This is a genomic window from Methyloglobulus morosus KoM1 (assembly GCF_000496735.2).
Classification (GTDB): domain Bacteria; phylum Pseudomonadota; class Gammaproteobacteria; order Methylococcales; family Methylomonadaceae; genus Methyloglobulus; species Methyloglobulus morosus.
Genome location: NZ_AYLO01000127.1, coordinates 1 through 13,434, shown reverse-complemented (window position 1 = coordinate 13,434; position 13,434 = coordinate 1). Strand labels below are relative to the sequence as shown.

General features: G+C 48.5%; 14 protein-coding genes. 6 read left to right on the top strand and 8 right to left on the bottom strand.

The window, feature by feature from the left end; all coding sequences use genetic code 11:
- The 7 genes from MGMO_RS21165 to trxB all read right to left on the bottom strand — a co-directional run.
- On the bottom strand, window positions 1-162 hold a 162-nt coding region (locus MGMO_RS21165; protein WP_407656537.1), incomplete at its 3' end, for a DUF4160 domain-containing protein.
- 62 nt (window positions 163-224) lie between these two features.
- Entirely contained in the window at window positions 225-839 is a 615-nt protein-coding gene (gene leuD / locus MGMO_RS15750; protein WP_023496060.1) for a 3-isopropylmalate dehydratase small subunit, read from the bottom strand.
- Window positions 840-848: 9 nt separating this feature from the next.
- Window positions 849-2,252, bottom strand: a complete 1,404-nt coding sequence (gene leuC, locus MGMO_RS15745) for a 3-isopropylmalate dehydratase large subunit (RefSeq protein WP_200922742.1) — start codon at window positions 2,250-2,252, stop codon at window positions 849-851.
- 152 nt (window positions 2,253-2,404) lie between these two features.
- On the bottom strand, window positions 2,405-2,848 hold the full coding sequence (locus MGMO_RS15740) for a hypothetical protein (protein ID WP_023496058.1): 444 nt from the start codon (window positions 2,846-2,848) through the stop codon (window positions 2,405-2,407).
- Window positions 2,827-3,528 (bottom strand): arginyltransferase, encoded by a 702-nt coding sequence (locus tag MGMO_RS15735; protein WP_023496057.1) that lies wholly within the window; start codon window positions 3,526-3,528, stop codon window positions 2,827-2,829. Before MGMO_RS15735 ends, MGMO_RS15740 begins: the two co-directional genes overlap by 22 nt.
- Window positions 3,525-4,220 carry a leucyl/phenylalanyl-tRNA--protein transferase gene (aat, locus tag MGMO_RS15730; RefSeq protein ID WP_036308374.1) on the bottom strand — a complete coding sequence of 232 codons (696 nt, stop codon included), beginning with the start codon at window positions 4,218-4,220 and terminating at the stop codon, window positions 3,525-3,527. The genes MGMO_RS15735 and aat overlap by 4 nt, the downstream gene beginning before the upstream one ends.
- A gap of 71 nt (window positions 4,221-4,291) precedes the next feature.
- The gene (trxB, locus tag MGMO_RS15725) at window positions 4,292-5,248 is read right to left on the bottom strand and encodes a thioredoxin-disulfide reductase (RefSeq protein ID WP_023496055.1); all 957 of its coding nucleotides are present in this window, start codon (window positions 5,246-5,248) and stop codon (window positions 4,292-4,294) included.
- Window positions 5,249-5,432: 184 nt separating this feature from the next.
- On the opposite strand from trxB, the gene MGMO_RS15720 reads away from it, so the two are divergent.
- From MGMO_RS15720 to lysS, 6 genes are all read left to right on the top strand, one after another.
- Window positions 5,433-7,802, top strand: coding sequence for a DNA translocase FtsK (locus MGMO_RS15720; protein WP_023496054.1), 2,370 nt, complete (start codon window positions 5,433-5,435; stop codon window positions 7,800-7,802).
- A gap of 1 nt (window position 7,803) precedes the next feature.
- Entirely contained in the window at window positions 7,804-7,992 is a 189-nt protein-coding gene (locus tag MGMO_RS15715; protein ID WP_023496053.1) for a hypothetical protein, read from the top strand.
- A gap of 150 nt (window positions 7,993-8,142) precedes the next feature.
- Window positions 8,143-9,241 (top strand): peptide chain release factor 2 gene (gene prfB / locus MGMO_RS15710; protein WP_152976383.1). Its coding sequence is split into 2 segments (ribosomal slippage): window positions 8,143-8,217 and window positions 8,219-9,241, totalling 1,098 coding nucleotides; the frame shifts between segments, so codons are not numbered across the junction.
- Between the two features lie 31 nt (window positions 9,242-9,272).
- A complete protein-coding gene (locus MGMO_RS15705) occupies window positions 9,273-9,689 on the top strand; it encodes a HEPN domain-containing protein (RefSeq protein ID WP_023496051.1) in 417 nt (138 codons plus the stop codon).
- Window positions 9,668-10,108 (top strand): hypothetical protein, encoded by a 441-nt coding sequence (locus MGMO_RS15700; protein ID WP_023496050.1) that lies wholly within the window; start codon window positions 9,668-9,670, stop codon window positions 10,106-10,108. The genes MGMO_RS15705 and MGMO_RS15700 overlap by 22 nt, the downstream gene beginning before the upstream one ends.
- A 91-nt stretch (window positions 10,109-10,199) precedes the next feature.
- Window positions 10,200-11,702, top strand: a complete 1,503-nt coding sequence (gene lysS, locus MGMO_RS15695; RefSeq protein WP_023496049.1) for a lysine--tRNA ligase — start codon at window positions 10,200-10,202, stop codon at window positions 11,700-11,702.
- Window positions 11,703-11,910: 208 nt separating this feature from the next.
- On the opposite strand, the gene ilvC is transcribed toward lysS, so the two are convergent.
- Window positions 11,911-12,927, bottom strand: a complete 1,017-nt coding sequence (ilvC, locus tag MGMO_RS15690; RefSeq protein WP_023496048.1) for a ketol-acid reductoisomerase — start codon at window positions 12,925-12,927, stop codon at window positions 11,911-11,913.
- Window positions 12,928-13,434: the final 507 nt, after the last annotated feature.

The window sequence follows — 13,434 nt, the reverse complement described above, 5'->3', positions numbered from 1 at the left end:
TTGCAACAGCTTCATTTTTGCAATTGGGATACTGCCTTCCAAAACATTACCTTCAGGAATGGAGACAATCACTTCAAAATCTTGGTACTTCGCATGAATATGTGGGGTATTGTGTTGTTTATTATCCATGAAGTACATGTAAATGATGATTCCATAGAACATCGAAATTGCTGGCATGAGATTCTCTCGGTTAAATGCCTAAGAATCGTTAAACCAGTGTGGGATTATTGCGCCCACAACCAAGGAAAAGCCTTCTTATGCCTTTCCTCATAAGCACTAATTTTATCAACATGCTTCAACGTCAAGCCAATATCATCCAAGCCGCTTAACAGGTTGCCTTTTCGGAACGGATCGATGTCGAAAGTAAAACCATTACCTCCCGGCGTAATGACTTGTTGATTTTCGAGATCAACAACAAACCGCACGCCTTCATTGGCATTGATTTCCGCCATTAAAGATTCCAACTGCTGGCTACTTACCTTGATAGGCAATATGCCATTCTTGAAGCAGTTGTTATAGAAAATATCGGCATAACTGGTGGAAATGATGGTGTTGAAACCATAATCGGCTATTGCCCAAGGTGCGTGTTCGCGGGAAGAACCGCAACCGAAGTTGTCGCCGACGACCAAAATTTTTGCCCCCTTAAACGTGGGCTTGTTCAGTTCAAATTCGGGATTGTCGCTGCCGTCGTCATTAAACCGCCAGTCATGGAAAAGATGTGCGCCAAAACCGCTGCGCTCAACTTTCTTTAAAAACTGTTTGGGGATGATTTGGTCGGTATCCACATTGCTGCGGTTCATCAATGCGGCAATACTTTCGTGTTTTTTGTAAGGTTCCATATTCGTTGCTTATCCGAAGTTTCTGATGTCGACAAAATGTCCTGCCGCCGCCGCTGCCGCCGCCATGGCAGGGGACACCAAATGCGTCCTGCCACCCTTACCTTGGCGGCCTTCAAAATTGCGGTTAGAGGTGGAGGCACAACGCTGACCTTTGCTCAGTTCGTCGCCGTTCATCGCCAAACACATGGAACAACCTGGGTCGCGCCATTGCCAGCCTGCTTCGATAAAAATCTTGTCCAGGCCTTCTTGCTCGGCTTGATGTTTGACTTGATAAGAGCCAGGAACGGCAATCGCAGTAATTCCGGCGGCCACTTTCGTACCTTTCGCCACTTCGGCGGCAACACGAAAATCTTCGATCCGGCCATTGGTGCAAGAACCGATGAACACGAAATCAATGGGTATATCGGTAATCTTGGTGTTCGGCGTTAAGCCCATATAGGCCAATGCGCTTTCGCAAGCCTTACGTTTGCCTTCGTTGTCGAAGCTTTCAGGGGAAGGCACCACGCCATTGACACCTATCACTTGTTCGGGCGAGGTTCCCCAGGACACTTGCGGGGCAATATCGGCAGCGGCCAGTTCGACGACCGCATCAAATTGTGCACCTTCGTCGCTGGGCAAACTTTGCCAATAGGCCATCGCTTGCCCCCAAGCTGCGCCTTGCGGGGCAAATTCCTTGCCTTGCAAATAAGCGTAAGTTTTTTCATCCGGCGCAATCAGCCCTGCCCGTGCACCGGCTTCAATTGCCATGTTGCACAAGGTCATGCGGCCTTCCATCGTCAAATCTTTGATGGCCTCGCCTGCGTACTCGATCACATAACCCGTGCCGCCTGCCGTGCCGATTTTTCCGATAATTGCCAGGGCAATATCCTTGGCAGTAGAAAACTTGGGCAACGTGCCGTTAATCTTAACCAGCATGGTCTTAGATTTTTTCTGCGGGAGGCATTGAGTCGCCATAACATGCTCGACTTCCGAAGTCCCGATGCCGAAAGCTAAAGCCCCGAACGCGCCGTGCGTTGCCGTATGGCTGTCGCCGCACACCACCACCATGCCAGGGTGCACAAAACCGTGTTCCGGCACGACAACATGGATTACGCCGTTATTGGGGTTTTTCAAGTCATAAAGGTTTAGGCCATTGTCCTTGCAGTTTTCTGCCATGACTTCGACTTGCTTTCTGGCAATCGGATCGGCAATGGGTAGATGCCGATCTTTCGTCGGCACACAATGATCCATCGTCGCCAAAATGCTATGCGGGTTACGCACTTTGCGGTTAGTCATCCGAAGGCCTTCAAAAGCCTGCGGGCTGGTCACTTCGTGCATCAAGTGGCGGTCAACATAAATCAAAGGCGCTTGTCCCTCGGCTTCTACCACGAGATGGCTATCCCAGATTTTTTCGTACATCGTTAAGTTCATCACGGGTTCCTATTTTTACTGCGGTTCCCCTATCGCATTTACCGCGATGGGAAAAGGAAGAAATACTGATAGCCGACCATTATCCCTTAAATCAGGCTGTTATTGCAATCTGACCGATTGAGCACTGATCGCTTAAGCTGCAATCAAATATAAAGCTAGCGCACATTAGCTGACAACCGCGACACAGCTAGAAGCCATGCTAAATAACCAGCCGCGAAAATGTCGTACACGAGACAGAACATGGGCCACCAAGTTGGAACCCCAGGATTGTGTATCAAATGGCCGTGATAGACGTCAAAGACACCGTGCGTTATTAACGCAGCCACAACAAACCAAAGATTAAGCTTATAACCCAGAATGGCTACCGCTACAAAGGCAGTTATAAACACACTTTCAATAAGTAAAGTCTTGCCCGAGCCACCCATTACCGCAAATAATCCGTAGTAAGAAGCGATAACTATCATCACGATTGGATAAAATGCCCTCTCACGGTCAAAACCTATGAAAGTTGCGGACAACGATACCGCCAATGCGATGACACTACCTAGAATTATCTCCTTGCCTTGCCTTATGCAATTCAACCGCTGTGCAACGTCCATTGCTTATCCTTAAAGATCTGCAATGGCTGGTAATCGCTTTTATAGGACATTTTTTTACAGCGTTTTATCCAAAAGCCCAGGTATAAAAACTCCTTTTGCAATTGCTTTGCCCATTCAATTTGCCAAAGCACCGCATTCATACCCAAGCTGTACTCAGAAAACTTGGGGTCAAAAAAAGTATAAACGGCAGATAAGGCATTATCCAAGTGGTCAACCACAGCAATTGCCGCCAATTCACCGGCAATCAAAAACTCAACGAAATGGGTGTCGCACCAGGTACTTTTGAGAAAACTCAGGTAATCATTCGGGCTGGATTGCGCCATTGAGCCATCGCCATGTCGAGCCGCCTGATAACGCAGGTACATTCCATAATGGGATTTATCAAACTCAGCGGGTTTATCCACAACGCGTGTATGACGGTTTTTGCTCAAGCAGCGTTTTTGGCTGCGACTAGGAATAAAATCCGCCACCCGTAATCGCGCTGGGATGCATGCCGAACAATTGGGGCAATGCGGCGAGTAAACTTCGTCCCCACTGCGGCGGTAGCCTTGTTTTATCAGTTCTGAATAGATACCGTTGGTCATGTCGAACAAGGGATGCACGAAAGCAGGTTGTGCGACCTCATCGTCAAGGTAACTACACGGATGTTTGTCCGTCAGGAATAAGGGAATGGAAATCATTTGTCCTGCCAAGCCATGGCATCGGGTAATTGATCGCAATAGCGCTCAAGCAGTGCAGCGAACTCGATCCTGGGAATTTCTTCAGCACCAAAATTCATGAGATGCCGAGTAGTCACCTGACAATCCACCAGCTTATAATCCCAACCGTTAAGTCGTTCTACCAAGCTGACAAAAGCCACCTTTGATGCATCGGTTTCGGTGTGAAACATGGATTCCCCAAAGAAAACTTGCCCGATGGCAAGTCCATACAAGCCGCCGACCAATTCCCCTTTCAGCCAGACTTCGATTGAATGGGCATCACCTGATCGATGTAGCCCATAAAAAGCTTGGAAAATCCCATTCGTAATCCAAGTTCCGGCATCTTCCTTACGTGGTTGGGCGCAAGCCATGACCACTTGGTCGAAGACTCGGTCCACTGTTACCGTAAACTTCTGCTTTCGCAAAGTTTTGGCCAGGCTGCGGGAAATACTCAGGTTGCCTGGAAACAGCACCAGCCTTGGGTCTGGCGACCACCATAAAATCGGTTCATCGGGGCTGTTCCAGGGAAAAATGCCTTGTCGATACGCATTCAACAAACGGTTTTTCGAAAGGCATCCACCCACTGCAAGCAGGCCATCCGGCACAGATAAGGCTTGGGAAATTGACGGAAATTTTTGTTCCGGATCATTGGGATCGAGTACGGTCAATCGCATTTTCTTGGTCATAAAAGACCCGTTATCGCAGCCAGTTCCAGTCCAGTTTACCTGACTTTACGCAAAAAGCATTAACCAACCAACTCATCCAAATATTTTTCCGCATCCAGCGCCGCCATACAACCCGCACCCGCCGAGGTGATCGCCTGCCTGTACACCGAATCCATCACATCACCTGCCGCAAATACACCGGGAATGGTGGTGCTGGTAAAATTACCGGTGATACCGCTTTTGACCTTGATGTAACCATGCGCCATATCCAGTTGTCCGTCGAATATACCGGTGTTCGGACTATGTCCTATCGCGACAAATACACCATGCACATCCACGTCTTTTGTCAATCCGTCTTGGGTATTTTTGATTCGGATTCCGGTAACCCCCATGTCATCGCCCAACACTTCGTCCAAGGTATGATTCCATACAATCTCAACATTGCCGTTTTTGGCTTTCTCCAACAATTTATCAGACAATATTTTCTCGGAACGGAACTTGTCACGGCGGTGTATAACAGTGACCTTGGAGGCGATATTCGACAGGTACAAGGCTTCTTCGACAGCGGTATTGCCGCCACCGATCACGGCCACCGCCTTGTTCCTATAGAAGAAACCATCGCATGTCGCACAAGCGGAAACCCCTTTGCCTTTATAGGCATCTTCAGAGTCGAGGCCTAAGTAACGCGCCGATGCCCCAGTGGCGATAATCAACGCATCACACGTATAGACACCCATATCGCCCGTTAACTTAAAGGGTTTGGCGGACAGATCAGCGTTATGGATATGGTCGAACACAATCTCGGTATCGAAACGCTCGGCATGGCGACGCATCCTGTCCATCAGGTCGGGGCCTTGTAAGCCTTCAACATCACCCGGCCAGTTGTCCACGTCGGTTGTCGTCGTCAATTGCCCACCTTGCTCCAACCCCGTAACCATGACTGGCTTCAAGTTGGCTCGAGCCGCATAAACGGCAGCGGTATAACCGGCTGGGCCTGAACCTAAGATTAAAAGCCGGCAGTGTTTGGGCGTACTCATTCGCTATTCTCCATCTAAAATTTGGGGTTGTTATGATTATGGGGGCGAAATAGTGTTTCGTAAACTCCATGACAATTAAAATGCTTCAAAAACCCGCTAAAAACTTTGTTCCCTAATTAATGTAAAACCTGTAAATATTGGTCTATAATCATGTTTCATTGGTAATTTTATTGCGGGTTTTATCATGGCTGCTGTGTTAGAAGAAAAGACGTTTCGCAGTTTGAAGGAAGTGGCAGTGCTAGTGTTCTTTGCCGGCTCGGTGTTTTTCCTGATTTCCCTGATGAGTTACAACACAGAGGACGCAGGTTGGACGCATAGCAGTACGGCGCAGTCAGTCACGAATGCCGGCGGCGTGGTCGGCGCGTGGTTGGCGGATTTTTGTTTCAGCTTTTTCGGCGTGGTCGCTTACCTGCTGCCTTTTGTGATAATACGCCATACCTATCTCGTTTACATTCTCGCAAAAGAACACCGAAAGAAGACAACGACAATCTTACATTGGCTGGGAGCTACGATAGCAATAGTCTCCAGCGCAGCCCTGTTTTATCTGCACATATTAAGGGTAGGCGTGGAATTACCCGGCAACACGGGTGGCATTATCGGGCAGGAAATCGGTGATGCCTTGCTACTCATGTGCGGCAATTCCGGTGCGACTGTGATGTTGATTGCTTCATTGCTCGTTGGGGTAACCCTTGCCACACAAATGTCGTGGCTAACGATTTTAGATTTCATCGGTAAATACTCGGTAAAATTGGTCGATATGGTAGGAAGTTGTGTGCTGCGTTTCTGGGAAATGGCTAGGAGCCAACCCAGACCTGCCATCGTCACTGGACTTGACGCGCCTAAAGTAGAGGCTTATTTTAAACCTGCTTTACAACCCAGGACTTCAACACCATCAATGCCCGGCACAAGCACTTTAAAAAACCCTGTACCTGAAATAAAGTTGCCTGAACTCACCTCAACCATCTTCAGCCCTGTTGATACGGCGAGCAAACAACCGCAAAAACAGGCGCAAAAACAACCCAGCCCTATCCGTTCTACTGCCACCAACGGCGAAGTCTTACCAGCCGTGACTCTTCTGGACAACCGCGACACCCGTGTCAAAGGCTATACCCAAACCGACCTGGAAGAAATGTCGCGACTGGTGGAAGACATCCTCGCCGACTTCAATGTGACTGTTGAAGTTGTCGGCTTCCTGCCAGGCCCCGTGATCACCCGCTTTGAATTGCAACCCGCAGCGGGCGTTAAAGTCAGCCGTATTAGCAGCTTATCGAAGGATTTGGCAAGGGCGCTGTCGGTTACCAGCGTACGCATTGTCGAAGTCATCCCTGGCAAATCGGTTATCGGCTTGGAAATTCCTAACCGCGAACGGGAAATGGTGACCTTGCGCGAACTCCTGGCATCCAGGACATTTGAAAAATCCCCTTCCCTGCTGACGCTTGCGATGGGCAAGGATATTTCAGGGCAGTCCTTGGTCGCCGACCTTGGCAAAATGCCCCATGCCTTGGTTGCCGGTACGACAGGTTCCGGCAAATCGGTTGCCATCAATTCCATGATCTTAAGCTTGCTTTATAAGGCTACGCCCGAACAAGTGCGGATGATTATGATCGACCCTAAAATGCTGGAACTATCCGTTTATGAAGGGATTCCGCATCTGTTGACCCCCGTGGTCACCGACATGAAGGAAGCCCAAAACGCCCTGCGCTGGGCGGTGGCGGAAATGGAACGGCGTTATAAGCTGATGTCCAAGATGGGCGTAAGAAACCTGGCCGGCTTCAACCAATTGATCGAAGATGCTGCCGCCAACGGCAAAACGATCCGCGACCCCATGTTCCAACTGTTGAATCCGCTAGCAGAAGGCGAAGATTTCCCAATACTTGAGACTTTGCCCAGCATCGTCATCATCATCGACGAACTGGCCGACATGATGATGATCGTCGGAAAAAAAGTAGAAGAATTGATTGCACGGTTGGCGCAAAAGGCGCGTGCCGCTGGCATTCACCTAATTTTGGCTACTCAACGCCCTTCCGTTGATGTCCTGACCGGGCTGATTAAGGCCAATGTCCCGACCCGCATAAGCTTCCAGGTTTCATCACGGATTGATTCACGTACCATCCTCGACCAAGGCGGCGCGGAAGCCTTGTTGGGCAATGGCGACATGCTATTTTTGCCCTCCGGCACCAGCATCCCGATTCGCGCACACGGTGCCTTTGTGGACGACAACGAAGTGCATCGTGTCGTCGAATTCTTAAAACAGACCGCGCCTCCCAATTACCTGGCTGAAATCACCAGCGAAAGTTTTGAAAACAGCGACGGTTTCGGCACCTCCGGCAGTGGCTATAGCAGTGATCCTGAGTCGGACAGCCTGTACGACCAAGCCGTAGAATTCGTCACCCAATCGCGCAAAGCCTCCATCTCCAGCCTGCAACGTCGGTTCAAAGTCGGCTATAACCGCGCCGCCACCATGATTGAAGACATGGAAGCCGCCGGCATCGTAACCCCGGCAGAAACCAACGGCTCACGGATGGTGATAGCCCCTCCTCCCGTGCGGGATTGAGATGTCCTACGCAACCATAGGCTTAGCGCTCGTGATACTTTCGACAGCGCTAAGCCTGTTACTCCTTAAGCTCAGATCAGCCGAACAGCCCAAGCAAGTCAAGATCATCCTGTTTGGCTTGTATTTCTGGGGCTTCATTTTTCTGGAACTGGCTGTGTGCGCGGTGGTTTATTACCTCCAAAAGCAATAAGCCCATGGAAAAGTGGGGTGTTGGTGATGGTTAAATAATCGTAAGATTTTTGCCAATAAACAGAATTATTTTGATAAACATGACTTGCTGCACATGATGATATAATTTGCCGATTAAAATTATTCATTACCCTGCAATATCACCCACCCCATGCAAGAAATAAACCCTATAAAAAACCAAATTGCCGACCTTAAAGCCCGAGGAAACTCGTTAAGGGGGTATCTTTGACTTCGACACTAAAAGCGAAAGATTAATCGAAGTCTTACGGGAACTGGAAAATCCGAAAATCTGGGACAACCCCGAACAGGCCCAAGCATTGGGCAAAGAGCGCGGCCAGTTAGAAATTGTCGTCAATACTATCCGCGACTTGGAGCAAGGTTTGGCCGATGCCGAAGAGTTGCTGGCAATGGCGGTCGAAGAAAACGACGAAGCCACTGTCGATACCGTTGTCGATGATTTGGCCGATTTTGAAAAACGGGTTGCCGACTTGGAATTCCGCCGCATGTTTTCCGGTGAAATGGATCCCTGCAATGCTTTCCTTGACATCCAATCCGGTTCCGGTGGAACGGAGGCCCAAGATTGGGCTTCCATGATTGAGCGCATGTACCTGCGTTGGGGCGAAAGCAAAGGCTTTAAGACCGAACTCATCGAAGAATCCCCCGGCGATGTCGCGGGCATCAAAAGCGCCACGATTAAGTTTGAAGGTGATTATGCCTTCGGCTGGTTACGCACGGAAACTGGCGTGCATCGTCTGGTGAGGAAATCGCCATTCGATTCCGGCAACCGCCGCCATACCTCGTTTGCTTCCGTGTTCGTCTCGCCTGAAGTGGACGATAATATCGCTATTGACATCAACCCTGCCGATTTACGGATTGACGTCTACCGCGCCAGTGGCGCCGGCGGCCAGCACGTTAACCGGACGGAATCGGCGGTACGTATCACGCATATTCCCACCAACACCGTCGTACAATGCCAAAGCGACCGCTCCCAGCATAAAAACAAAGACACGGCGATGAAACAATTGAAGTCCAAGCTCTACGAATTGGAACTCCGCAAACGCAGTGAAACCCAACAGGCCTTGGAAGACAGTAAGTCCGACATCGGCTGGGGTAGCCAAATCCGTTCTTATGTGCTGGACCAATCGCGGATCAAGGATTTACGTACCAATGTCGAAACCGGCAATACCCAAGCCGTTTTGGATGGCAGTCTCGATCAATTCATAGAGGCCAGTTTGAAGAGCGGGTTATAAATAAAGTTTTTACGTAAAAAATCCTTTCTTCATGAATAAAACTGAACTCGAACAATTAGCTGAAATTCGACTCAAAGAAGCTGAAATCCTATTAAAAGCAAATTGTCATCATGGCGCTTATTACTTGGCAGGATACGCCCTGGAATTTACATTAAAAGCCTGTATTGCCAAACAAATTAAAGCATTTGATTTCCCAGATAAAAAACTTGCCAACGATAGCTATACCCATGATTTGACCAAACTATTTATTACTGCTGGTTTAAAACAAGAGCTTACTGAACACGAAAAACAGAATGAAGATTTTAAATTAAACTGGGCAGTCGCCAGTAAATGGTCTGAAGAATCTCGTTACGAAAATTCTATTGGGGAACAAGAAGCAAATAACCTTTACAATGCAATCACCGACAATAGTTCAGGAATACTGCCATGGCTAAAGAAATATTTATAACTCAGTGGTTTTCTGACGAGATGTTATTGGCTGGAGAAACCTTACTAAAACATCTTGATGAAACTAACGCAAAAGTGGCCGCAGCCTTTTGGATTTTGGAAGACAAAGACAAGGCTTGGGAGCTTACGATAGTTTCACCCCTTGTTGAGAATGAAGGCCCCAGAAATTACTACAAACGTATTAATGATATTAACCAGTCTGCCAAAATCGATGAAAAAGTGGTTTCACTACATGATATTCGTGTTTCCAATAACAATAATCGTATCGTTAAAGCTATTAAAAATAGCGTATTAGGGAATGCCGTCTTAGGAAATAACAGACTTGGCAGAAATTTTATGAGTGGCGTTTATTTTGAAGATATGTACCTTTATAGAATGGATTGGGAATTGCTTTCGCAAAAACTCGATAAAGCTAGTTAGACAAATCTATTCTAAGAAACGATATTGAGTATTTATTGCTCATCTCTGCCACCTTTTTGAAATTCATTTTTTAGATTTTAACTTTTAATACATGTCCGAAGAAATCCAACAAGACGAACAAGAACAAATCCGCCAGCGCCGCAGCAAACTCAATGAATTGCGCGACAACGGCGGTATTGCATTTCCGACCGATTTCCGCCGCAATGTGGTCGCAGGGGAATTGCATGCCGAATACGGCGAAAAATCCAAAGATGAACTCGAAGCCGAACCGTTACGCGTAAAAATCGCCGGACGTATCATGACCCGGCGGGTGATGGGCAAGGCCAGCTTTGTCCACATCCAGGATATGTCCAGCAAGATTCAGTTGTACGTCACCCGCGACGCTTTACCCGAAGGCTTTTATAACGAACAATTCAAGAAATGGGACATCGGCGATATTATCGGCGCGGAAGGCGTGCTGTTCAAAACCCAAACCGGGGAATTGAGCGTTAAGGTTGACGATATACGCCTGTTAACCAAATCACTCAGGCCGCTACCGGAAAAGTACCACGGCATCGCCGACCAGGAGATCAGATACCGCCAGCGTTATCTGGATTTGATTATGAGCGAAGAAACGCGGAGTACTTTCCTGGTGCGTTCAAGAATTGTCGCTTACATCCGCCAATTTCTCATCGAACGACAGTTCTTGGAAGTGGAAACGCCGATGATGCAAGTCATCCCTGGAGGGGCCACTGCCCGCCCCTTTATCACTCACCATAATGCGCTGGATATGGATATTTACCTGCGTATCGCACCGGAGTTGTACTTGAAACGCCTGGTTGTCGGCGGTTTTGAGCGCGTGTTTGAAATCAACCGCAATTTCCGCAATGAAGGCTTATCGACCCGGCATAACCCCGAATTCACCATGCTGGAATTCTATCAGGCTTATGCGGAATACCACGACTTGATGGATCTTACCGAAACCATGCTGCGCGGTATTGCACAAGAAGTGGTCGGGCAAACCGTTATCAACTACCAGGGGGAGCAATACGATTTCGGCAAGCCGTTTGACCGCATGACGGTTGTGGAATCGATCCTGCATTTCAATCCTGAAGTGACTAAGGAGCAAATCAGCAGCCGCGAAGGTGCCGCCACAATTGCCGAAAGCCTTAAGATTCCGGTGAAAGACAATTACGGCTTAGGCAAAATCCAGATCGAGATTTTTGAGAAGACGGTTGAAAGCAAACTGATGAACCCCACCTTTATTACCGCTTATCCGGTTGAAGTTTCCCCGCTGGCACGCCGTAACGACAGCGATCCGCACGTCACCGACCGCTTTGAGTTTTTCGTAGGCGGACGCGAAATCGCCAATGGCTTTACCGAGCTAAATGATGCCGAAGATCAGGCGGCGCGCTTCCAAAAACAGGTGGAAGAAAAAGAGGCCGGGGACGACGAAGCCATGCACTTCGATGCCGATTACATCACTGCCCTGGAACACGGTATGCCGCCAACGGCTGGCGAAGGTATCGGCATCGACCGTTTGGTGATGCTGTTCACCGATGCGCCGTCAATAAGGGATGTGCTGTTGTTTCCGCACATGCGGCCTAAAGGCTAACCAAAAGCGATTGACTTCCCAAAGGCACATGGGATTAAGCATACAGATTCGATGTAAGAATCTTTAGGGAAATTGATTCCATTCATGGTTCGGCTTTTTAGACAGGCTCACGGCTGTCTCACCACGAACGGAATCAACGCTAATACGATTAGGACCAACAATAGCCGTCCGTCCTGAGATTCGAAGGGCTTTTTTTTAATCAGGGCTTCTAATTTTTAGCCTTATCCACAATCTGGTTCGCCTTGATCCAAGGCATCATGCTACGTAACTTCTCGCCGATGACTTCAATGGGATGCTCGGCATTTAAACGACGTTGGGCGGTCATTTCCGGATAGTTGCTCATGCCTTCCATGATGAAGCGTTTGGCGTAATTGCCGTTGCGGATGTTTGCCAAGGCTTCTTTCATCGCCAAACGACTTTCGGCGTTGATGACTTTAGGGCCGGTGACGTATTCGCCGTACTCAGCATTATTGGAGATGGAGTAGTTCATGTTGGCAATGCCGCCTTCGTACATCAGGTCGACAATCAGCTTCAACTCATGCAAGCATTCAAAATACGCCATTTCCGGCGGATAACCCGCTTCCACCAAGGTTTCAAATCCAGCCTTGATAAGTTCTACCGCGCCGCCGCATAAGACCGCTTGTTCTCCGAACAAGTCAGTTTCGGCTTCATCGCGGAAGGTGGTTTCGATAATGCCTGAACGTCCGCCGCCGATAGCCGAAGCATAAGAAAGGCAAGTCGCTTTCGCTGTGCCGGACACGTCCTTATGGATGGCGATCAGGTCAGGAACGCCGCCGCCGCGCACGAACTCGGAACGGACAGTATGCCCTGGCGCTTTCGGGGCGATCATGATGACGTCGAGGTCAGCCCGTGGCACGACCTGATTGAACAGTATCGAAAACCCGTGGGCGAACGCTAAGGCCGCGCCTTGTTTGATGTTGGGCAATATTTCCGCCTTGTACAATTGCGACTGAAATTCGTCCGGGGTCAGGATCATGACGATGTCCGTGCCCGCAACCGCTTCCGGTACGTCTTTAACCGTCAAACCATGCGCTTCGGCCTTGGCAACCGATGGTGAACCTTTCCGCAACCCAACGACGACTTCAACGCCGGATTCTTTCAGGTTAAGGGCATGGGCATGGCCTTGTGAACCGTAGCCGATGATGGCGACTTTCTTGGAACGGATGACCGACAAGTCGGCATCTTTGTCGTAATAAACTTGCATGTGTTTTCCTATTTTTACTTGTTAAAAATAATCTTTATCTAGTTTAAAATTAACTATTAACCGTTCGTCCTGAGCTTGTCGAAGGGCGAATGGTTAATCCATTCATGGTTCGACAAGCTCACCACGAACGGATTAAAAGCATACGGCGGAATACACTACGCTAAACCGCCATACATTTCTATAAAAACCCATAGGTTGGGTTAGGTGCACAAAACAACCAACGTCTAAATATTATTCGGATTTATCCGTGCTCCGTAACCCAACATTGGGTGTTCAGACCATGCGGCGGAATACGCTACGCTATTCCGCCCTACGTCCCTGGGCTAACCCAACCTACGTGCTGAGCGAATTAGAAACATCGAGTTTATTGCCTTCTATTACTGCTTTAATGTTTGCTTCTATATCTTGTTTTATACCAATGACTACTCCAACTAATGCGTCTTGATGGTAGTAAGCCACTGACGGTATATTTTTGACTTTTAGGCTTTTAGCAAATGTAGAGGATTC

What these genes read in the sequence shown, in the direction of transcription:
- lysS (WP_023496049.1), top strand. Translation starts at nt 10,200, where the DNA reads ATGTCCGAAGAAATCCAACAAGACGAACAAGAACAAATCCGCCAGCGC.
- MGMO_RS15700 (WP_023496050.1), top strand. Translation starts at nt 9,668, where the DNA reads ATGGCTAAAGAAATATTTATAACTCAGTGGTTTTCTGACGAGATGTTA.
- MGMO_RS15715 (WP_023496053.1), top strand. Translation starts at nt 7,804, where the DNA reads ATGTCCTACGCAACCATAGGCTTAGCGCTCGTGATACTTTCGACAGCG.
- leuD (WP_023496060.1), bottom strand. Translation starts at nt 839, where the DNA reads ATGGAACCTTACAAAAAACACGAAAGTATTGCCGCATTGATGAACCGC.
- MGMO_RS15740 (WP_023496058.1), bottom strand. Translation starts at nt 2,848, where the DNA reads ATGGACGTTGCACAGCGGTTGAATTGCATAAGGCAAGGCAAGGAGATA.
- trxB (WP_023496055.1), bottom strand. Translation starts at nt 5,248, where the DNA reads ATGAGTACGCCCAAACACTGCCGGCTTTTAATCTTAGGTTCAGGCCCA.
- MGMO_RS15720 (WP_023496054.1), top strand. Translation starts at nt 5,433, where the DNA reads ATGGCTGCTGTGTTAGAAGAAAAGACGTTTCGCAGTTTGAAGGAAGTG.
- MGMO_RS15705 (WP_023496051.1), top strand. Translation starts at nt 9,273, where the DNA reads ATGAATAAAACTGAACTCGAACAATTAGCTGAAATTCGACTCAAAGAA.
- MGMO_RS15735 (WP_023496057.1), bottom strand. Translation starts at nt 3,528, where the DNA reads ATGATTTCCATTCCCTTATTCCTGACGGACAAACATCCGTGTAGTTAC.
- ilvC (WP_023496048.1), bottom strand. Translation starts at nt 12,927, where the DNA reads ATGCAAGTTTATTACGACAAAGATGCCGACTTGTCGGTCATCCGTTCC.
- aat (WP_036308374.1), bottom strand. Translation starts at nt 4,220, where the DNA reads ATGCGATTGACCGTACTCGATCCCAATGATCCGGAACAAAAATTTCCG.